We start from the raw sequence: 22,077 nt of genomic DNA, 5'->3' as shown, positions 1-22,077 counted from the left end.
ATACACACAAATATTTCTTACTTCATCGATAAACTCAAATATAACATCAAAATTTAAATAAAATTTATATACAATGTGATAATAATTTTAAGGAAATATTTTAATGCATTATTTATCAATTGAAGGTAAACAAAAATTACAAGGCTCAGTTTCAATATCTGGAGCTAAAAATGCTGCTTTACCTCTTCTCGCTGCTACACTTTTATCAAAAAATAAAATCAATATATCCAATGTTCCAAATGTTGCTGATGTAAAGACACTCCTAAAGCTTTTAGGTAACCTAGGTGCTTCCTCTTCTTATGATAATAATCATGTAACAATAGATACAACTACTGTAAAATCAGCTTGTGCCAACTATGACATAGTGAGAAAAATGAGAGCCTCAATTCTTACTCTTGGTCCACTACTTGCTAGATTTGGACATTGTGAAGTATCATTACCTGGGGGTTGTGCAATTGGTCAACGACCAATTGATTTACATTTAAAAGCATTAGAGCAAATGGGAGCAATTATAGAACTTGAACAAGGCTATGTTGTTGCAAAAGCACCTGATGGGCTTAAAGGGACTACTATTATTTTTGATAAAGTAACAGTAACAGGAAGCGAAAACATTCTCATGGCTGCATCTTTAGCACATGGTACTACAAAACTAGTAAATGTTGCAAAAGAACCTGAAGTCGTGCAACTTTGTGAAGTACTTCAAAATGCAGGAGTAAAAATAGATGGTATTGGAACATCACAATTGACTATTGTTGGAAGTGGTGGAAATCTTTTGGATATTCAAGACTTTACTGTAATTCCAGATAGGATTGAAGCTGGAACATATCTTTGTGCTGGAGCAATCACAAATTCTAAAATTACAATAACTAATGTAATTCCAAAACATATGGAAGCTATTACATTAAAATTAGAACGAATGGGATTTGGTATAGAAACAACAAACAATAGTATTACAATATCTCCAGCTAGTAAAATTCTACCTGCTGATATTGAAACTACTGAATACCCTGGTTTTCCAACAGATATGCAAGCTCAATTTATGGCTCTTTGTACCCAAGCAGATGGAACAAGTATTATAGATGAGAGATTATTTGAAAATAGATTTATGCATGTTAGCGAACTTTGCCGTATGGGAGCAACTGTGAAATTAAAAGGACATAGTGCAACAGTTGGAGGTAACTCTGAACTAAATGCTGCAGATGTTATGGCTACAGATTTAAGAGCCAGCTCAGCTCTTATCCTTGCTGCTTTTGTAGCAGAAGGAACAACAAAAGTACACAGAATATATCATCTAGATCGTGGTTATGAAAATTTAGAAGGAAAATTTTCAGCACTTGGAGCTAAAATAGAAAGATTGGAAGAGTAATGCAAGAATTTATTACAGTTAGTTTTGATGAAGCGGTAGAAAAATCAATAAATCTGATAGAAAAAGAGACTCCCAAAGAGTATATTTCATGTTTTGATGCACTTGGACGAGTTTTAGCAGAACCTATTACATGTAAAAAGGACTTGCCTTCATTTAATAATTCAGCAATGGATGGTTTTGCTTTTTCACATAAAGATTTAGGAAAAACACTTAAAATCAAAGAAACTATCTATGCAGGTATGAATATTTCTGCTTGTTTAAACAACGATGAATGCTATAAAATAATGACAGGAGCAAAAATCCCTAGTGATGTAGATACAATAATTCCTTTTGAAAACTGTATTCATTATGATGAAAATGAAGTGACATTAGATAATAAAACAAAAAAAGGAAGTGCTTTTCGATTTAAAGGTGAAGAACAAGCCAAAGGGAATATACTTTGTAATACAGGTGATGTAATAAACTCTAGTGTAATAGCTATGTTAGCTTCTCAAGGAATTACTACTATTGGTGTGTATAAAAAAATTAGTATAGCTATCTTTTCTACAGGAGATGAACTTAAAGAACCTTGGGATAAAGCAAGTGAAAATGAAATATACAATGTAAATTCTTCTGCCCTACTCTCTTTATTAAATGAACATGGATTTCAAGCAGACTATTGTGGAGTTATACCTGATAATTTAGAAGAGAGTATTCAGTATTTTTCTAAAATGAAAAGATATGATGCTATTGTAACAACTGGTGGTATTAGTATGGGTGAAGCTGATTTTGTTGAAGAGGCATTAAAATCAAATGGTTTTAAAGAGTCATTTCACGGAATCAATATCAAACCAGGTAAACCGACTATGATGGGAACAATGGGAGATACGTTAGTCGCATCTATGCCAGGTAACCCACTTGCAGCATATGTAAATACTTTTTTATTATTGATACCAGCTTTAAAAAAATTACAAGGTTGTACAAACTTTGTACATGAAAAAGTACTTGCTAACAATAGCCAAAAATTTAGTGTTAAACCAGGTCGTGTCAATATTGTTTTGGGGAATCTTAAGGATGGTAATTTTGTTGCTTTTAATAACAATAAATATGCATCAGGAATGATTACTCCAATCATAAATAGTAATGTCATTTTAATTTCAAAGGAAAATGATAGTATTATAGAAGAAAATACCCAATTAAAGGTAGTATACTTTAAATAAAATTTACAAGGTAAACTAAATTAAACCTTTTATAATCTTAAACTGTATATAATTTTCTATATTAGTTTGCAGGAGTAATAATGTTTAAAAAACTAAAAATTTCAACAAAGCTACTTGGAATTTCAATTGCCTCTATAATTGGTCTGATGTTATTGTCAGGAATTGGTATAAGTTCAAGTTTAACTGGCAGTAAAGCACTTGATACAATATACAATCAAAATGTTATCCCTTCAAATGAAGTCAACCATGCAAAAGAACAATTTGACACTATTTTAAACGACCTTATTCATGTTACTAGTGAATTTCTTCCAACAGGTCAAGCTAGAGATAGGATTTATATACTTCAAAAAGATTTAGATCGATTTTTTAAAAATGCTTTTCAGAGTAATTTTTTTAATGACCCCTATTTAAAAAAGAATTTAAAAGAAGCATATACAAAATACACAAAAGATATAAAACCTATGTTTAAGCCAATCCATGAAGCATATGTAAAAGACAATCATGATGACATCAGTGATATTGCTATAGATGTTGAAGAACCAGCTCATTATATTTCTACTAGATTTGTAAATATGACTCAATTTACAGATAAAAGGATTAAAATAATTAACCAAGAAATTCAAAAAACTCTTAATCAAAACTATCTTTTAAATATCATTATCTCTTTTATCATTTTATTCTCATCAGTAATTGTTTTATGGATGATAAGCAGATATATTGTTAAAAGTATTAAACATATTGATGCGCATATATCGCAAAATTCAAATAATCTAGAACTCAATAATCCTATATATTTTGAAAACAAAGATGAATTGGGTCAGATATGCTCCAATATCAATACTTTAATGCATACTATTCAACAAGCTTTACTTAAGGCAAAAACAACTGTTGATCACACTTCAAAAGTGAATCAAAGTGTTCATTCTTCATCAGAACAAATTAGAGAATTAGCTTCCAAACAAGATAGTATTGTAGAAAAAGTCAACCAAAATACTGAAGAAATCAACGTAGAGCTAGATGAACAAAAAATTATCGCAGAAACATCAGCAAATTATATGCAAGAAGATTATGAGATGCTTGAAAAAATGATATCTACTTTAGATAATATTGTATCGAGTATCAACAAAATCAGTCAAGATGAACAAGATATATCCGTAAAAGTACATGATTTATCAGAACAAACAATGCAAATTCGTTCTGTTTTAGAAATCATTAGTGATATTTCTGAACAAACTAATCTTTTAGCACTTAATGCGGCTATTGAAGCTGCTAGAGCAGGAGAACATGGGCGTGGCTTTGCCGTTGTTGCTGAAGAAGTGAGAAAACTAGCTGAACGCACTCAAAAGTCACTTCTTGAAATTGATGCTACCATAGGAGTTGTCGTACAAAGTGTTTCACAAGTAAGTGAACATATAAAAGAGAATAGTAACCAAGTTTTAGAATTAAACTCTAATGCTAATGAAATTTCATCCATGGCAACCAATACGAGAGAATCAACTGCAAAAAGTTTAAAAATAACAAAAACTGGTCGTGAAAAAAGTATTTTAATTAGTAATAAAATTAAAGATTTAGCAAATAGTGTAGGAGAAGCTACAAAACTTACTCATAAAAATAAAGATGTTGCTGACAACCTTACCCAAGTGGCTACATCTTTACAAGATGCCACATCTGATTTAAAACAAGAAATAGATGTTTTTAAAATATAAACTTTAAAAAAGCCCTAAAATGTGCTAGAATAAACTTTATTTGACATAGGGGTTCTTTTTTGATAAAATTTTGTTTCTTTTTTAGCTGCGGGAATAGCTCAGCGGTAGAGCACGACCTTGCCAAGGTCGGGGTCGCGAGTTCGAACCTCGTTTCCCGCTCCATCTTATTTTTTCTTTTTTTAACAATTTCTGTTTTTGCAAAATCAGTGACATTATTACCTCATTATTGTGTTGATGAAAATTTAGAATTAGATGCGAAATTTTTTGGTGTAAATCAAAACTTTAAAATCATCACTCTTCCAAAATCAAGAGCATCTTATAGTGTTCCATCTTTACATGTAAAAAATCCATTTGTTGAAAAAAATTATAAAGTAATTGATTCAAGTAATGGAATCATAACATTTGAAAGATTTTGTAATTTAGCAGGAAAAAAAGACAAAATAATTGAAGCTATTTTAGATAAATTTGCAAATGAATATCCTTGCATAAATATTCACTCATTAAACATAAAACCAACTACTCCACTTCCTTTTGACTTTAAATCATATAAATTATTAACAATATCTTTAAAAAACAATAATTTTAGAAAACGAAAAGGCTCCTTCCGAGCTATTTTTAAAACACCAACTTCGGAAAAAAATATCTATTTTAAATTTACAATAGATGCAAATATAAAGGCTTTTAAAGCAAAACATAAATTATTTAACGATAAAATTCTATCCAGAAATGATTATGAAAAAATTACTATCAAAATTGATAAATTACCTTCAAAAATCATTACATGTAAAGTTCCTAATAACCTTATGACAAAAAATTATATTAGCGCAAATTCTATTTTAACAATGAATAAATTTGAATATAAAAAAGATATTTTAAGAGGAACAGATATAAGAGCCTATATAAGAGATGGTATGCTTGTAATTGCTACTCATGCTACAGTTTTAGAAGATGGAAATATAGGTGATATACTAAAAGTAAAAACAGATAATGGTAAACTCTTAAGAGCAAAACTTATATCAAAATATAAAGCAATAATATTGGAATAACATGAAAAGAATTATCGTGGGTGTGAGTGGGGCAAGCGGAGTAAATCTTGGCCAAAAATTTATTGAAAAATTACCAAAAAATATTGAAGTTTTTATTATACCTTCTAATAATTCACAAGTTGTTCTAAAAAAAGAAGAAAATAAAACTTTTTTATCAAATAACGACATAGGAGCTATCACAGCTTCTGGTTCATTTCAGTGTGATGCTATGGTAATTATCCCATGTAGTATGAATACCTTAGCAAAGATAAGCTGTGGCATAGCAGATAACTTACTTACAAGAACTGCTTCAGTGATGCTCAAAGAAAATAGACCTCTTCTTCTTGCTCCAAGAGAGATGCCATTTTCTGCAATTGCACTAGAAAATATGTTAAAACTCTCTAGGCTTGGAGTAAAAATTGCTCCTCCTGTTAGTGCATATTATGCTGATATAAAAACCCTTGAAGAGATGGAAAATTTTTATATAGGAAAATGGTTTGATTTATTAGGAATTGAGCATAAACTTTTTAAAAGGTGGGAAGGATGAGTAAACGAGTTACTATATATCCAGGTACTTTTGACCCCATAACTAATGGTCACTTAGATATTATAAAAAGAGCATCAGCAATATTTGATAAAGTCATTGTGGCAATTGCTGCTTCAGAAAATAAACAGCCTATGTTTGATTTAGCACACAGAGTTAAAATGGCAAAAGAAGCTACCAAAGATATAAAAAAAGCAGAAGTTATCTCTTTTGAAGGTCTTTTAGTAAATTGTGCTAGAGATAATGGTTCAAAAACTATTCTCAGAGGTCTTCGAGCTGTGAGTGATTTTGAGTATGAGCTACAAATTGGTTACGCAAATGCTTCTCTAGATAAAGAGATAGATACTATATATCTTATGCCTAGTTTAGAAAGTGCTTTTATAAGCTCAACCGTAGTAAGAGATATTTTAAGACACGATGGTGATGTTAGTCATCTTGTACCAAAAGAGATAAAAGGTTTATTAAAATAAATGTACATATTATTTGAAGGTATTGATACTACAGGAAAAAGTACACAAGTAGAATTATTTGCCAAAAGACATAAAAATGTGGTAACAACAAAAGAACCAGGCGGAACACAAGTAGGAACAAAACTTCGAGAGATACTTTTAGAGAGTGATGAAAAACTTGGATTTAATGCGGAGCTTTTTCTTTTTTTGGCTGATCGTGCAGAACATTATGAAAAAATAGTACAGCCTAAACTAGAAAATAACTATATTATAAGTGATAGAGGAATGATTTCTGGAATCTCTTATGCATTAGCAAATCATCCTGAACTTGATTCTAATTTTTTAATAGATCTAAATAAATTTGCATTAAATGGAAATTTACCAGATAAAGTAGTTCTTTTTCAAACAAATTATGAACTTATAACATCTAGACTTGGAAATAAACAAAAAGATACAATAGAAAAAAGAGGGATAAAATATCTCTTACATGTACAAGATTTAATGAAATCTACATTAAATGCTTTACATGTAAATTATCTTGAAATTGATTCATCAAATACAATAGAAGAAATATATAAACAAATAGAGGATTTTATTTATGGTTAACCCACTTAGAGGTATGAAAGATACCGTTGGAGAATTTAGTGAAAAATATACTTATGTAGTTGAAAACTGTACAAAAATTGCAAAAAATTATGGATTTTCTTTTATTGAAACTCCTATACTTGAAGAGACACAACTTTTTAAAAGAAGTGTTGGTGAAAGTAGTGACATAGTGGGCAAAGAGATGTATCAGTTTATTGATAAAGGACAAAATGACGTGTGTATGAGACCAGAGGGAACTGCTGGTGTAGTTAGAGCTTTTATCACTCAAAAATATGATAGAGCAGGTGGAATAAAACGTTTCTTTTATCATGGCCCTATGTTTAGATATGAAAGACCTCAAAAAGGAAGACTCAGACAATTTCACCAATTTGGAGCAGAAACTTTTGGACAAGAGAGTGTTAAAGAAGATGCTATGATCATTCTTATGCTAAAAGAGATGTTTGATGTTCTTGGGATTACTTATAGACTTCAAATAAACTCTCTTGGTGATTTTAATTGTATGCCACAATATAGAGATAACTTAGTAAAATTTTTAGATAAAACTGAAGGATTATGTGAAGATTGTCAAAGAAGAAAACTTACAAATCCTATAAGAGTGTTAGATTGTAAAAATGAACATTGTCAAAGTTTGCTAAAAGATGCACCAATGTTATTGGATAATTTATGCTCTACATGTAAAGATGATTTTGAAGAGTTAAAAAGCATACTTGATGGTTTTAATGTTACATATGAGGTAGATACAAAACTCGTTCGTGGACTTGATTATTATAACAAAACTGCATTTGAATTTATAAGTGATGGTATTGGTGCACAAAATGCAATAGCAGGTGGTGGTCGTTATGATAAACTTGTTGAATTTTTAGATGGAAGACCCACTGCTGGTGTTGGTTTTGCTATGGGTATTGAAAGACTTGCTGATTTAGTTGTGATGCCTGAGACGAAAAAAGAAGGCTATTATATAGGTGCATTAAGTGAAGATGCCCTTAAGCAAGTATTTCAATTAGTAGTAAAAAAAAGAAAAACAGATGCGGTTCATACACTCTACAGCGCTAAAAGTATAAAGGCCCATTTAAAAGCTGCTGATAAAGCCAATGCTAAATTCTTTATTTGTATTGGTGATGATGAACTCAAAAATCAAACTTTAGTTTTAAAAGATTTAGAGACTAAAGAAGAAAAAATATTAAAATGGGATGAACTATAAGTGAATTATGGTATTGATATTTGGGGAAATGATAATTATATCATTGATGATGGAAAAGTAAAACTTAAAGCTTTAAGCCAACCTGCACTCATCGATATAGTTAAAGATGTGCGAAAACAAGGACATACAGGTCCTTTGCTTCTGAGGTTTCCTCACCTTATAGAAAAACAAATAGATTTTGTATATAGCCAATTTAACAGAGCTATGAAAGAGTTTCAATATAAAGGCAAATTTAACGCCCTTTATCCTCTTAAGGTAAATCAATTTCCAAATTTTGTAAAAAATTTAGTAAAATTAGGTACTGATTACAATTATGGTCTTGAAGCAGGAAGTAAAGCTGAACTACTCCTTGCTATGGCTTATAACAACCCTACTGCACCTATAACAGTAAATGGATTTAAAGATAATGAGATGATTGACCTTGGTTTCATCGCATCTGAAATGGGCTACAATATAACTCTTACTATTGAAGGACTAAACGAATTAGAGAGTATTATCCATACATCAAAAAAACGTTTTGGGTATATGCCAAATATTGGGCTAAGGGTAAGATTACATAGTTCAGGTGCTGGAGTATGGGCTAAAAGTGGTGGAATAAACTCTAAATTTGGTTTGACTTCAACAGAACTCATTAAAGCTGTAAAATTACTTGAAAAAAACAATCTTTTAGATTCTTTTACCATGATTCATTTTCATATAGGCTCACAAATTACTGAAATACCTCCTGTAAAAAAAGCACTAAGAGAAGCTGGTAATATATATGCTGAACTTAAAAAGTTAGGAGCAATTCATCTGAATTCTATTAATCTTGGTGGTGGTTTAGCGATAGAGTATTCCCAATATCAAGACAAACTTCTTAGAAACTATACACTCAGCGAATATACCAATGATGTTGTATATCTTTTAAAAGAAATTTCACATAAAAAAAATGTAACTGAACCAGATATTTATATAGAATCTGGAAGATATATTGCAGCACATCATGCTTTATTAGTTGCCCCTGTATTAGAGCTTTTTTCTGGAGAATATACAGCAGAAAAATTAATACCAAAAAAGAATCCCCCTTTAATTCAAGAATTATATGATTTATACAACACTATCAATAAAAACAATGCTTTTGAATTTTTACATGATAGTATTGACCATATGGAATCACTTCTTACTCTTTTTGATTTAGGATATATTGATTTAGAAGATAGATCAAATACAGAGGTATTGGTCAATTTAATTATAAAAAAAGCTGTTATACTTCTCAAAGATAAAAATTATGAAGAGTTATTATCTATTCAAGAGAGTGTTCAAGAGAGATATTTAGTAAATTTTTCTATTTTTCAAAGTCTTCCTGACTTTTGGGGATTAGAGCAGCATTTTCCTATGATGCCACTTGATAAACTTGATGAAGAAGCAACAAGATCAGCATCTATTTGGGATATTACCTGTGATAGTGATGGAGAAATTAGTTTTAACCCTAAAAAACCTCTATTTTTACATGATGTAGATTTAAGTAAAGACGACTATTTTTTAGGATTTTTTCTAGTTGGTGCTTATCAAGAGGTACTTGGTATGAAACATAATCTATTTACCCATCCTACTGAAGTCTCAGTAACGTTAAATAAAGAGGGATATGAGATAGAAAATATCACTGCAGCTCAAAGTATTTCTGATATTTTTGAAGATTTAGATTATGATATCAAAGAGATTGAAAATAACTTAAAATCAAAAATTGAAAATTCAAATTTAATTGATAATAATATGCAAAAGCATATACTTGCGGAAATAAATATGCTTTTAAAAGATAATGGATATTTAAAAAATGAGGAGTATCAATGAGCCATGCATCATTTTGGCAAATAATAAAAGAAGATTTTACACAACCAATAAAAAACGACCCTGCACTTAATTCAAAATTTGAACTGCTGTTTAACTACCCTGGTGTTTGGGCCTTAGTTAATTATCGATTTGCTCATAAATTATATACTCATAATTTTAAACTTCTATCTCGTATCATCATGGGATTTACTCAGTTTGTAACAAATATTGACTTGCATCCAGCTGCAACTGTTGGTAGACGTGTTTTCTTTGATCATGCTTTTGGTTTAGTTATAGGTGAAACAGCAATAATTGGCGATGATGTTTTAATTTACCAAGGAGTAACTCTAGGTGGAGTTAATTTGAACAAAGGTGAAAAAAGACATCCAACTATACTCAGTGGTGCTGTTATAGGAGCTGGTGCAAAAGTACTAGGAGATATAACTGTGGGACATAACTGTAGAATTGGCTCCAACTCAGTAGTTGTAAAAAATGTTCCTGATGAATCTACAGCTGTAGGTATTCCTGCACGTGTGATAACAAAAGGCAGAGATAAAAACCCAATGTCTCATAATAAAATTCCTGACATTAACAAAGAACTATTTGCTTACATATTTAAGCGTATGAAAGTACTTGAAGATGCTATGGGAACCTGTGATAAAGACAGCTGTGAAAAATCTACATGTAATAAAGAAATACATGATAAAGATGTAGAATTGGAAAAAATCTATGAGCTATATCTTAAAACTTTAAAAGATTAAAACCACAAATAAAAGGTGATTGACATTCACCTTTTTAAATAAGTAAATACAAATAACCCTGCTATTATGAGTAAAATAAATAGATTTGAAAAAAGTAATATTCCTAAGAAAAGCACTGTCAATAAATAGGCACTGTATCGTAAAAATCCACTTTCAAAAAGTAAAATAGCCGTTATAAGTCCAATAATTGCATTTGCAATAAAAAAACCATCTGCAAATGCAACAAGATCATCTAAACTTAAAAAACTAAAATACACCAAACCAAGAGTGATCATATAAATACTTGACAAAAAATTTAAAGAACCAATAGGTGTACCATTTTTTAAGTGCTTTGATGTATATTGTGTAAATTTAAGTGAAGAGATAAGCCTAGCTACTCCACCAATAAATAATAAAAGAGTTCCTATACATAAAATTACAGAGACAAAAGAGAGTATATTTTGAGAATAACTATGAAAAATTGGTTCAATTAACCATACTAACTTAAAACTTTCACTATTTTTATTAGAAAAATCACCAAAACATATGGCTAAAGCTATGAGAAAATAAACTAAAGAAACAATAATTGCAGATACAATAACAGCGGTAGTTAGTGTTTTTGTATTTTTTACTTCATTAGAATAATTACCTATGACTTCCCAACCCACTATTGCCCAAAATACAATTAAAAAGGAGTGACCTAATTCTTTTATTTCAATATTTGGAAGCTCAAAAATAAAACTATCTACATGTAAAAGAATATTCACACTACAAATCAAAAATATTAAAGTAATTGTAGAAGTGACAATAAGCATTAATTTACCTAAAAAGTCTATTTTTACAAGCATAAGAGTATATGTTATAAGATATATAAAAAATCCTAAAATCACTATTGAAGTATCTGGAAAATACTCTTGAATAAATGTTGCGGCTATCAAAAGAACAGCAACGGGCCCAAAAAATACTGCACAAATAAGATAAAAAGATGTTAATATTTGGTACTTTTCACCCATCGCTGATTTTGTAGCAAGGGAAACTCCTCCATCTCCTGGAAATAAAATAGCTAATTTGCCAAAAATAAGAGCAAAAGAAAATCCAAGTATTAATATACTCAACCAAATAAGTAAAGAAAAATTTCCAATAATATTATATAAAAGTGGAGGTAATAAAATAACACCTGAACCTAATATTGGACCAATAATAAGCCCTGAAAGTGTAAATGTGTTCAACTTTTTTTCTTTTACATTCATAATAAAATACTCTTTTTATTGTTTATGGATTAAGATATTTATATTATCTTATAAAAACTAAGTTATATGTTAAAATTACTGTCGATTTTTAATTATATTTTAGGTATAATTCCAAAAATTAATTAAGGTGTAATGATGATAGCAAAACGTATAGATGTATTGTCTGAGTCTTTGACAATAGCTATAACAACTTTAGCCAGAGAAATGAAAGCTAATGGTCAAGATGTTTTAAGTTTTTCAGCAGGTGAACCAGATTTTGGAACTCCTGATGTAATTAAAAATGCAGCTATTGAAGCAATAAAAGAAGGAAACTCTACGTATACAGCAGTTCCAGGAACTCCTGAAGTTTTAAAAGCTATTCAAACTAAACTTAAAAATGAGAATAATTTAAAATATGACGTTACTGATATTATTACAAATGTAGGAGCAAAACACTCTTTATTTAATATTTTTCAAGTACTTTTAAATTCTGGTGATGAAGTAATTATCCCTGCTCCTTATTGGGTTACTTATCCTGAAATTGTTAAATATAGTGATGGTGTACCAGTTTATATTGAAACTAGTGATGAAAGTGAATTTAAAATCACACCTAAACAACTTAAAAACGCTATTACAAATAAAACAAAAGCTTTAGTTTTAAATACTCCTTCAAATCCAACAGGTTCTGTATATACTAAAGAAGAATTAGAAGGATTAGCAGAAGTTTTAAAAGGCACAGATATAATCGTACTTTCTGATGAAATGTATGAAAAAATTCTTTTTGATGGCTTAAAATTTACTTCAGTAGCTTCAATTAGTGATGATATGTTCAAAAGAACAATAACTATAAATGGTCTTAGTAAATCAGTAGCAATGACTGGTTGGAGATTTGGTTATATGGCTACGCCGATGAAAGAAATCACTGCTGCTGTTAAAAAACTTCAAAGTCAAAGTACTTCTAATATAAATGCTATTACACAAAAAGCTTCAATTCCTGCACTTTTAGGTGAAGCTAATAATGACATTGAGATGATGAGAAAAGAGTTTGAAAAAAGAAGAGACATAGCTATAGAAATGTTTAATGCTATTGAAGGTTTAAGCGTTGTAAAACCAAGTGGAGCATTTTATCTTTATGTAAACTTCAAACAAATCACAAATGATTCAGTAGAATTTTGTAAAAAATTATTGGCTGAAAAAGGTGTTGCTACTGTTCCTGGTATAGGTTTTGGTGCTGAAGGATATCTAAGATTTTCTTTTGCTACAGACCAAAAAAGTATTATAGAAGGAATTAATAGAATCGAAGATTTTGTTAAAAACTACAAATAACAAATTCCCCACAAGTGTGGGGAATCTTGATCTATATCCTTTTTATTTTTACATTCTTTGATAAAATATCATAACTACAAATAAGGTTCAATATGAATAAATATACCATAGACTTAGCAAATACTTGTCTAGGTTGTAAAAAACCTTCATGTGAAAAAGGATGTCCTGTTAATACTCCAATTGCAGAGATGATAAGACTTTTTTTATCTGGAGAGATAAGAACTGCAGGACAAATGCTTTTTGATAACAATCCATTATCTATTATCTGTTCATTAGTTTGTCCACATGAAAAACATTGTGAAGGTCATTGTGTACTTAATAAGAAAAAAACAGCTGTAAGTGTAGGAAGTATAGAAAATTATATATCAGATTTTTATATGCATGATACTCAATTTAAAAAACCTGAACATAATGGTCATAACATAGCTATTATTGGTAGTGGTCCTGCTGGAATTGCGCTTGCTTTTATACTAGCATCCAAAGGTTATGGAATCACTATGTACGATAGTCATGATAAAATTGGTGGTGTTTTAAGACAAGGTATTCCTGATTTTAGATTAAATAAGAATATTCTTGACAAACTCATAGAAAAATTAAAACAACTAGGTGTTATTATTAGACCTAATATAATGATAGGTAAAAACATTACTATTGATGATCTATTTCGTGATGGATTCAAAGCAGTCTTTTTAAGTACAGGTGTGTGGAGTCCAAAAAAACTTGGAATTAAGGGCGAAAGCTTGGGACATGTTCATTTTGCCATTGACTATCTCAAAAATCCTTCTGTTTATGATTTAGGTAAAAAAGTTGTAGTTCTTGGTGCTGGAAATGTTGCTATGGATGTTGCTAGAACTGCTGTTAGAAACGGTGTAAAAGAAGTGGTAATCATGTATAGGAAAGGTGAAGAAAATATACCTGCTGAAAAACATGAAGTGGATTGTGCTAAAATTGATGGTGTTAAATTTGATTTTTATAAAGAACCTTTAGAATTTAATGATAAAGGAATTTTTTATCAAACAACAGATGGTACAGATGAAAAAGGTTTTATTGAAACTGATTCTATTTTTATTTCTATCAGCCAAAATCCAAATGATATTATAGTCAAAAATAATAAAGACATAAGTGTTGATGAAAAAGGCTTACTAAGCACTGATGAAAATGGAATGACTTCTCGCGTTGGAGTTTTTGCTTCTGGAGATGTTGTAACTGGGGCTAGAACTGTTGTTGAAGCAGTTGCTTTTTCAAAGAAAGTTGCTGTATCAATAGAAGAATATATCGATAACTTATAAAAAGTTCTACATGTAAGGTTTACATGTAGAACACAAAACTATTTTGATTCTTTCTCAAAACTTTTTTTAGCATCTTGTAAAGACTCTATTAATTGGTCTAAATTTTCATAAGGTATATGTGCTTTCCAATCTGGACTGCTAGCATCACCTTTTAACGATATACCAATACTAACTACTGGAAATGAACCATTACCATAAGGCTCTTCTAAATGTGAAACTGAAATGATTCCTTTTTTAGTTTCTGCTAAAGCGAATGTATTTAAAATTGTATTTTTTCCACTCATAATTTCTCCTATTTATTTTTTTTGAAATATTTAATCATTCTTAGTTGAGTTCTCAACCAATCTTTTTGTAACATCAATGGAAAACCACCATAGGTTTTTCCACCTTCAATTGACTTTGTAATACCACCACGAGCTGCAATTTGTGCAAAATCACCTATTTGAAGGTGCCCAGCAGATGCACTTTGTCCACCCATCACAACATTACGACCTAATGTTGTTGAACCAGAAAGTCCTGATTGTGCAACTAAAATACAAGATTGACCTAATTCACAATTGTGTCCAATTTGAACAAGATTATCTATTTTTGTATTTTTGCCAATTCTTGTTGTCCCAAATACAGCACGATCAACAGTTGTATTTGCACCTATTTCTACATCGTCTTCTATTACAACGTTTCCTGTATGATAAATTTTTACATGCTCACCTAAATCAGTATGGGCAAAACCATAACCGTCACTACCAATAATAGCACCAGCCTGGATAAAACAATTTTCACCAATTTGAACATTATCATATACAACAACATTTGGATATATTCTTGTATTTTTACCTATTTTTACATTTGCTCCAATAATAGCACCAGGCATAATATAAACACCCTCTTCTATAATGCTACCATCTCCTACAACAGCATGCTTATCAACAGTAGCTAAATCACTAATATCTTTTTTACCATTATTTAAAAATGGCATTTTTGCAAAATATTTACTCATTTTTGCCATATCAAAATGAGGGTTTCTACTAATAATTGCATTGCAGTTATTGGGTAAAAACTCTTCATGTTCGATTTTGATTATAACAGCACCAGCTTTTGTAACTTTTAAATCTTCTATAAATTTTTCATCATTCAAAAAAGAGATTTGTGATGAATCTGCATCTTTTAGAGTTTCAAAGGATGAAACTCTAAAATCTTCACCCTTATACTCTAATCCTATTTCTTTTAGTATTTGAGATAAATACATTAAACGTCCAAAGCCACAGAACCACCACGTACCATCTCAATTGGATTGTACTTTTTGATAGCTTTTAAAAAATTATCTACTCTTTTTGAATCATCAGCAACCATAACAACTATAAAGTTTTCTCCACTATTAGCTATAGTTCCATTATATGCTTTTAACATAGCATCTAATCCGTTAAAATCTTCATTAAGAGGAATTTTAACTAATGCCATCTCTTTTTCAACAAATTCAGCTGATTCAATAACTTTATATGTTGGGATAAGTTTATGAAGTTGTTTCACAATTTGTTCTAAAACTCTTTGGTTTCCAGAAGTTACAATAGTAAGTCTTGAAAGATTTGTATTAGGAACAGGTGCTACAGTTAAACTATCAATATTATAACCACGACCTGCAAAAAGACCTGATATACGAGATAGTACACCATCTTCATTTAAAACGATAACTGAAAGTACTCTTCTAATATTTTCCATCATCTACTCCTTATACTCTAACATCATATTATATAATGTCCCACCAGCAGGAACCATTGGTAAAACATTTTCTAATCTATCTACTTGTACATCTATCATAGCAACTTTATTACTTTTAATTGCATCTTGTAATGCTGTATCAAACTCTTCTTTTGTAGTAACACGGTACCCAACACCACCAAAACTCTCAACAAGTTTTACAAAATCTGGTTGTACTTGAATATCCGTTGATGAATAACGTTTATCGTAAAAAAATGTCTGCCATTGACGAACCATTCCTAAAAACTTATTATTTAATATAATATTGATTACTGGTGTCTTTGCTTCAACTGCTGTCATAAGTTCTTGAATATTCATCAAAATTGAACCATCACCTGTAAAGTTAATCGATGTTTTATGAGGAAATGCTCTTTTTACCCCAATTGCAGCTGGTAATCCAAACCCCATAGTTCCAAGACCACCACTTGTTACAAATTGACGTGGAAAACTAAATGGGTAAAACTGTGCAGTCCACATTTGATGCTGTCCAACATCAGTTGTAATAAAAGCATCTCCATCAAGAAGCTCACCAACTCTTTCTATAACCCACTGAGGTTTAATAACATCATCTGAATCATCATATTTTAATGGATGAATTTCATTATATCTATTTAATAAATCTCTCCAGCTCTTATATTTACTAGAATCAACTTTTTCTTTTGCTAAAGGAATCATTCCTTGAACAACATTCTTTAAATCTCCAACTATTGGATAATCAATGGGAACAATTTTTCCAATACTACTTGGATCAATATCTATGTGGATAATTTTTGCATGTTTTGCAAATTCGCTAAGCTTTCCTGTAACTCTATCATCAAATCTAGGGCCAAAAGCTATCATTATGTCTGCTTCACTCATAGCCATATTTGCACTATAACAGCCATGCATTCCTAACATTCCTAAAAGAAGTGGGTTTTCATCACCCATAACTCCTCTTGCCATTAAGGTCTCAACAGCAGGAATTCCAGTGATCTTTGCAAATTCACGTACAACTTCACTTGCATTTGAATTAATAGCACCACCACCAATATATAATACTGGTCTTTTAGCATTTGCTATAGCTTCAACAGCTTTTTTTATTTGGCGAACATTTCCCTTATACGTAGGCTTATATGTTTGCATTTTGATAGTTTCAGGATACTCAAATTTACCAATATGCGCTGTAACATCCTTAGGAATATCAACATGAACAGGTCCAGGACGACCACTTTTTGCAATATAAAATGCTTCTTTAAGAATACGAGGTAAATCTTTTACGTCTTTTACTAGATAATTATGTTTTACACAAGGACGAGAAATTCCAACAGCATCAATTTCTTGAAATGCATCAGTACCTATCATAGTAATTGGAACTTGTCCACTAATTACAACCATAGGGATTGAATCCATATATGCTGTTGCAAGTCCAGTAACAGCATTTGTAAATCCTGGTCCACTTGTAACAAAAGCAACTCCAACATCTCCACTACTTCTTGCATAACCATCTGCTGCATGAATTGCAGCTTGTTCATGTTTTACTAAAATATGTTGAAAATAATCTTGTTTATAAACTTCATCGTAAACATTCATAATAGCACCACCAGGATAACCAAAGACCACGCTAACGTTCTCCCTTCTTAGTGCTTCAATAACCATTTGAGAACCGCTTAATTCCATGACTTCTCCTTTGCTAATATAATTTACTTTAAAAAAGTTGTTAATTATATCTAAATAACATTAATCTTACATTTTGATATTGCGAGACCTTCTCTTAAACTATCATCAATAACTATACAATTCTCAAATTTCAATTTTTTCATAATTGCTATTACTATTAGTATCCCTGCACAAACTAAATCACTTCTATTTGTTCCAACCCAAAATTCTCTACTTTTTTTGTCCATACGTAAAAGTTTGCTCAATGCTTTTGAAAAATCTTCTACATGTAAAGATTTCCCATTTATTTTTTTATAGTCATAATTTTTATAATCTATACCTTCTAAAAAAGCACAAACTGTTGTTGGTGTTCCAGCTGTTGCGATTAGGTGTGTGCATTTTTTATCTTTTATAAAACTATCAATTATTTTTACTTCTTCATCAATATTATTTTCTATTTTTTTAATTGAAGATTCATATTTTTCTGCAATTTTTACTATACCAAATCCAAAACTCTTACTTTGAATATCTTTATCATTTATAAAGCTTATTTCAGTGGAACCTCCACCTAAATCTATCACACAATATGAATTTGTTATGATTTTACATTTTTTAATCGCATGTTTAACTCCAAGAAGAGTCAGTCTCGCTTCTTCTTGTCCATCAATTATTTTAAAGTCTAAGCCAAATTCATTTTTAATTTGTTTTAATATTTCTTGTGAATTATTTGCTTTTCTCATAGCTTCAGTGGTTACACAATGTACTTCATTGTTTTTAAAGTCAAACAATATATCTGCTTCTTTTAAAGCATAAAAAATTCTTTGAATAGAGTCTTGAGAAATTTCACCAGTCTTATAGAGATTTTTTGCAGTTCTTACTGATTTTTCATACTCTTTAAGTCTTTCTTTACTTAAAGGGTCAATTTTTACAATTCTTAAAGTATTTGAACCCAAATCACAAGCTATCATGACTCTTTTATTCTTCTTATTAATAAACCAGTTAAGATTAAGATTAAAGCTATCCAAGCATTACTCTTTGGAAATTCAGATAAAAATAACCATGCCCAAAAAATAGCAAATATAGGGATAAGATAAGATACTTGCGACATAAACTGAACACCAACACGTCTTACGAGTTGTACCCTAATTAAAGAAGCAATAGCAGTTGGTACAATAGCTAAATACAAAATAAAAATAAAAGAAATGCTATTCAAATTTATTTTTAATACTTCATGAATGGGAACAAAAGGTATCATAACAATAAAACCAGTTAAAAACATAGATGTTGAACATACAACAGTATTTATATTATTGAGTTTTCGTATAAGTAATCCTGAACTTATATATCCAATAGTTGCTAATAATACTGCTAATTGTCCATAAATCGCATCTGTTCTTTGACTTACAATATCACCACCAACAAGAACAAAAATACCTAAAAATCCTAAAACAACACTTATAAGTTTAAAAAGCGAAAACTTTTCATCATTAGTAACAAAATGAGATAAAACAAGAGCAATAAAAGGTCCACTTGAAAGTAAAATAGCAGCAGTAGAACTATTAATATAAAGTTGTCCCCAACTTATAAGAAAAAAAGGAATCGCATTATTTAACATTCCTGCGATAACAAGGATAAACCATGAATTTTTATCTTTTGGAAAAGAATATCGCTTGTAGAACACAACAAAAAGTAAAAGAAGACAAGCTAAACTTATTCTACAAAATGCTACTAAAAGAGGAGATACCTCTTTTAAAGCTATTTCTATAGCTAAAAAGGCACTCCCCCAAATTGCTGCAAGTAAAATTAATTGTAAATAATCAATTAATTTTGGTGTGCTTATTAATTTTATAGTTTTACACCAGCAATATCTAAAGCAGAAGCAATATACATTTCTCTCATCTTTTTAGCAACTGGTCCTGGTTTTCCATTACCAATTTTTTTACCATCTATTTCTATGATTGGTAAAACAAATGTAGTTGCACTAGATAAAAATGCTTCATCAGCATTTAAAGCTTCTTCTACTGTAAAAAGGCGCTCTTCAATCTTAACATCATGTTCTTTTGCAATCTCAATTAAAAGTTTTCTTCTAATACCTGGTAATATTGAATTAGATAAAGGTCTTGTTATAATTACATTATCTTTAACAATATAAGCTGTAGAAGAAGTACCTTCTGTTACAAAACCATCTTCTACCATCCAGCCTTCATATGCACCTTTCTTTTTAGCTTCTTGTTTTGCAACACATTGACCTAAAAGTGCTATAGATTTTACATCTCTTCTTTTCCATCTAATATCTTCTACTGTTACAACTTTTAAACCCTCTTGTGCTTGTGGATTATCTATAACATTTTTTGAAAATGCAAAAGCTGTACATGTAGTAGGAGTATCTTTTGGATAAGAAAAATCACGAGGAGCAACACCTCTAGTAACTTGCATATAAACGCCACCCTCTTTGATGTCATTTCTCTTGATTAACTCATCAATCATTATTAGAAATGCATCTGGACTCATAGGCCAATCTAATTCCAATTCAGCTAAACTTCTAGTAAACCTTTCTAAAAATGGCTCTTTATCAAGTACTGTATAATTCACAACTGGAACTACTTCATATACTCCATCACCAAACATATATCCTCTATCAAATACAGATACCTTTGCTTCATCTTCTTTTAAATATTCACCATTTAAAAAGACAATATTACTCATCGCAATCTCCAATATAATTTTATTTTCTAACTATTAAATTACTTTTTTTAACCACTTATCTCTTTTGAACCATTTAGTATAAATTTTATCATAAGTACCATCATGTTTTATTTGATTTATAAAATTATTTAACCAATTAATAAAATCAGGGTCACCTTTTCTTACAGCCATACCTAGAGGCTCATAACTTAAATCTTCATCTAAATGCGTCACTCTATCTTTACCTTTACTTGATACAAATATAGCGTTATATGGTTTATCATAAACAAAAGCTGTAGCATTTCCATTCATAACTTCCTGAACACATTCTGCCTCTGTATCAAAAGTTCTTATTTTCGCTTTTTTAAATAATTTTCTAGTCACAATTTCACCTGTTTGACCAAGTTTAGTCACTATTATACTCTCTTTGTTATCTAAGTCTTTCCAAGTTTTTCCTGCATATTTATTTTGAGCTAAAATAGTTTGACCAATACTTAAATAAGAATTAGAAAAATTAATTTTTAAATTTCTTTTTTGTGTGATTGTCATTCCAGCTATGATAATATCATATTTACCAGTAAGTAAACCTGCAATAATACCATCAAAAGTTGTTGAAACAACTGTAAGTTTTACACCCATTGCTTTTGCCATCTGTTTAGCTAAATCAATATCAAAACCAATGATATTCCCTTTTTTATCTTTCATTTCAAGAGGCATATAACCTGGTTCTGTTGCTACTCTTAATTCACCTCTTTGTAAAATTGTATTTAATGTTGATTTTTCCCATAACTTAATATCATCAGCCATTAAATTAAAGCTGAGTAATAAAATTAATGTAAGTAAAATTTTTTTCACTCTTTTCCTTTTTGTTTAAATTTAAATGCTGATTTTAACAACGTTTATATAAAAAAGATATTAATTTGAAGATTTCTTGTATATAAGATTTAGAGGGATTTTATTCCCTCTATTTCATTTAAAATTACACCCATTTATATTAGGACTTAAATTTCATCAACTCTTTATGTAACTTATCACTCATTGTATGTAACTTATCCGTTGCAGTATTCATTTCTTGAATTGAATGGGTATTTTCAACACTTAAAGTATTTGATTTTTCAATCTCATCAACAATATGAATAATTTTATCAGAAGTTTGAATATAATCATCCACTGATTTTCCTGCTGATCCTACTGCTGATTCTAATACTCCAACTACATTTTGAATAACAATTTGTAGTTCTGCTGATATATTTGTTAACTCTTCTACTTTTTTTGCATTAGTATTTATCTCATCTGTACTTTCCATAACACTTTGAACAACTAAATTTGTTGTAGCATCAATCTCACCTAAAGATTTTTGTGTACGCTCAGCCAAAGCTCTAACTTCATCAGCAACAACTGCAAATCCTCGTCCATGTTCACCTGCACGAGCAGCTTCAATAGCAGCATTGAGTGCAAGTAAATTTGTTTGGTCTGCTATATCTCTAATGACATCTAAGACATTTTTAACTTC

22 protein-coding genes and 1 tRNA gene are annotated in these 22,077 nt (G+C 30.2%); 13 read left to right on the top strand and 10 right to left on the bottom strand.

What is annotated here, in order from left to right:
- Window positions 1-103: 103 nt before the first annotated feature.
- The 11 genes from murA (at window position 104) to cysE (ending at window position 10,666) form a co-directional block, all read left to right on the top strand.
- Window positions 104-1,366 (top strand): UDP-N-acetylglucosamine 1-carboxyvinyltransferase, encoded by a 1,263-nt coding sequence (gene murA / locus K354_RS0112465; RefSeq protein ID WP_024955826.1) that lies wholly within the window; start codon window positions 104-106, stop codon window positions 1,364-1,366.
- Window positions 1,366-2,565 carry a molybdopterin molybdotransferase MoeA gene (locus K354_RS0112460; RefSeq protein WP_024955825.1) on the top strand — a complete coding sequence of 400 codons (1,200 nt, stop codon included), beginning with the start codon at window positions 1,366-1,368 and terminating at the stop codon, window positions 2,563-2,565. The genes murA and K354_RS0112460 overlap by 1 nt, the downstream gene beginning before the upstream one ends.
- An 80-nt stretch (window positions 2,566-2,645) precedes the next feature.
- Window positions 2,646-4,271 (top strand): methyl-accepting chemotaxis protein, encoded by a 1,626-nt coding sequence (locus K354_RS0112455; RefSeq protein WP_024955824.1) that lies wholly within the window; start codon window positions 2,646-2,648, stop codon window positions 4,269-4,271.
- Window positions 4,272-4,358: 87 nt separating this feature from the next.
- Window positions 4,359-4,433: transfer RNA gene (locus K354_RS0112450), tRNA-Gly, on the top strand.
- A gap of 44 nt (window positions 4,434-4,477) precedes the next feature.
- Entirely contained in the window at window positions 4,478-5,317 is an 840-nt protein-coding gene (gene flgA, locus K354_RS14935; RefSeq protein ID WP_024955823.1) for a flagellar basal body P-ring formation chaperone FlgA, read from the top strand.
- 1 nt (window position 5,318) lies between these two features.
- Window positions 5,319-5,843 carry a UbiX family flavin prenyltransferase gene (locus tag K354_RS0112440; protein WP_024955822.1) on the top strand — a complete coding sequence of 175 codons (525 nt, stop codon included), beginning with the start codon at window positions 5,319-5,321 and terminating at the stop codon, window positions 5,841-5,843.
- Window positions 5,840-6,310 (top strand): pantetheine-phosphate adenylyltransferase, encoded by a 471-nt coding sequence (gene coaD / locus K354_RS0112435; protein WP_024955821.1) that lies wholly within the window; start codon window positions 5,840-5,842, stop codon window positions 6,308-6,310. Before K354_RS0112440 ends, coaD begins: the two co-directional genes overlap by 4 nt.
- Window positions 6,311-6,895 carry a dTMP kinase gene (tmk, locus tag K354_RS0112430; RefSeq protein WP_024955820.1) on the top strand — a complete coding sequence of 195 codons (585 nt, stop codon included), beginning with the start codon at window positions 6,311-6,313 and terminating at the stop codon, window positions 6,893-6,895.
- Window positions 6,888-8,096 carry a histidine--tRNA ligase gene (gene hisS / locus K354_RS15175; protein ID WP_024955819.1) on the top strand — a complete coding sequence of 403 codons (1,209 nt, stop codon included), beginning with the start codon at window positions 6,888-6,890 and terminating at the stop codon, window positions 8,094-8,096. Before tmk ends, hisS begins: the two co-directional genes overlap by 8 nt.
- Window positions 8,097-9,926: a biosynthetic arginine decarboxylase gene (gene speA, locus K354_RS15170; RefSeq protein WP_024955818.1), complete on the top strand. Its 1,830-nt coding sequence runs from the start codon at window positions 8,097-8,099 to the stop codon at window positions 9,924-9,926. It abuts the gene before it with no gap.
- Complete coding sequence (cysE, locus tag K354_RS0112415) at window positions 9,923-10,666, top strand: serine O-acetyltransferase (protein WP_024955817.1); 744 nt, start codon at window positions 9,923-9,925, stop codon at window positions 10,664-10,666. Before speA ends, cysE begins: the two co-directional genes overlap by 4 nt.
- Before the next feature lie 26 nt (window positions 10,667-10,692).
- On the opposite strand, the gene K354_RS0112410 is transcribed toward cysE, so the two are convergent.
- On the bottom strand, window positions 10,693-11,895 hold the full coding sequence (locus tag K354_RS0112410; protein WP_024955816.1) for an APC family permease: 1,203 nt from the start codon (window positions 11,893-11,895) through the stop codon (window positions 10,693-10,695).
- A gap of 135 nt (window positions 11,896-12,030) precedes the next feature.
- Between K354_RS0112410 and K354_RS0112405 the strand changes: the two genes are divergently transcribed.
- A complete protein-coding gene (locus K354_RS0112405; RefSeq protein WP_024955815.1) occupies window positions 12,031-13,200 on the top strand; it encodes a pyridoxal phosphate-dependent aminotransferase in 1,170 nt (389 codons plus the stop codon).
- 92 nt (window positions 13,201-13,292) lie between these two features.
- A complete protein-coding gene (locus K354_RS0112400) occupies window positions 13,293-14,489 on the top strand; it encodes an NAD(P)-dependent oxidoreductase (protein WP_024955814.1) in 1,197 nt (398 codons plus the stop codon).
- 38 nt (window positions 14,490-14,527) lie between these two features.
- Here the strand turns inward: K354_RS0112400 and K354_RS0112395 are convergent, their stop codons facing one another.
- The 9 genes from K354_RS0112395 to K354_RS14365 form a co-directional block, all read right to left on the bottom strand.
- A complete protein-coding gene (locus K354_RS0112395; RefSeq protein ID WP_024955813.1) occupies window positions 14,528-14,773 on the bottom strand; it encodes a hypothetical protein in 246 nt (81 codons plus the stop codon).
- A gap of 8 nt (window positions 14,774-14,781) precedes the next feature.
- Window positions 14,782-15,735: a UDP-3-O-(3-hydroxymyristoyl)glucosamine N-acyltransferase gene (lpxD, locus tag K354_RS0112390; RefSeq protein WP_024955812.1), complete on the bottom strand. Its 954-nt coding sequence runs from the start codon at window positions 15,733-15,735 to the stop codon at window positions 14,782-14,784.
- Window positions 15,735-16,196, bottom strand: a complete 462-nt coding sequence (ilvN, locus tag K354_RS0112385; RefSeq protein WP_024955811.1) for an acetolactate synthase small subunit — start codon at window positions 16,194-16,196, stop codon at window positions 15,735-15,737. The genes lpxD and ilvN overlap by 1 nt, the downstream gene beginning before the upstream one ends.
- Window positions 16,197-16,208: 12 nt before the next feature.
- Window positions 16,209-17,900 carry an acetolactate synthase large subunit gene (locus tag K354_RS0112380; RefSeq protein WP_024955810.1) on the bottom strand — a complete coding sequence of 564 codons (1,692 nt, stop codon included), beginning with the start codon at window positions 17,898-17,900 and terminating at the stop codon, window positions 16,209-16,211.
- Window positions 17,901-17,950: 50 nt separating this feature from the next.
- On the bottom strand, window positions 17,951-18,847 hold the full coding sequence (locus K354_RS0112375; protein ID WP_024955809.1) for a Ppx/GppA phosphatase family protein: 897 nt from the start codon (window positions 18,845-18,847) through the stop codon (window positions 17,951-17,953).
- Complete coding sequence (locus K354_RS0112370) at window positions 18,844-19,683, bottom strand: DMT family transporter (protein WP_281169411.1); 840 nt, start codon at window positions 19,681-19,683, stop codon at window positions 18,844-18,846. Before K354_RS0112370 ends, K354_RS0112375 begins: the two co-directional genes overlap by 4 nt.
- 41 nt (window positions 19,684-19,724) lie before the next feature.
- On the bottom strand, window positions 19,725-20,585 hold the full coding sequence (gene dat / locus K354_RS0112360; protein ID WP_024955807.1) for a D-amino-acid transaminase: 861 nt from the start codon (window positions 20,583-20,585) through the stop codon (window positions 19,725-19,727).
- Between the two features lie 33 nt (window positions 20,586-20,618).
- A complete protein-coding gene (locus K354_RS0112355) occupies window positions 20,619-21,419 on the bottom strand; it encodes a transporter substrate-binding domain-containing protein (protein WP_024955806.1) in 801 nt (266 codons plus the stop codon).
- A gap of 139 nt (window positions 21,420-21,558) precedes the next feature.
- Window positions 21,559-22,077, bottom strand: a 519-nt coding sequence (locus K354_RS14365; protein ID WP_037940802.1) for a methyl-accepting chemotaxis protein, incomplete at its 5' end; no start/stop codon positions are given.

It is taken from the genome of Sulfurospirillum arcachonense DSM 9755 (genome assembly GCF_000597725.1).
Classification (GTDB): Bacteria; Campylobacterota; Campylobacteria; order Campylobacterales; family Sulfurospirillaceae; genus Sulfurospirillum_A; species Sulfurospirillum_A arcachonense.
This window is presented reverse-complemented; position numbering and strand designations above follow the sequence as displayed.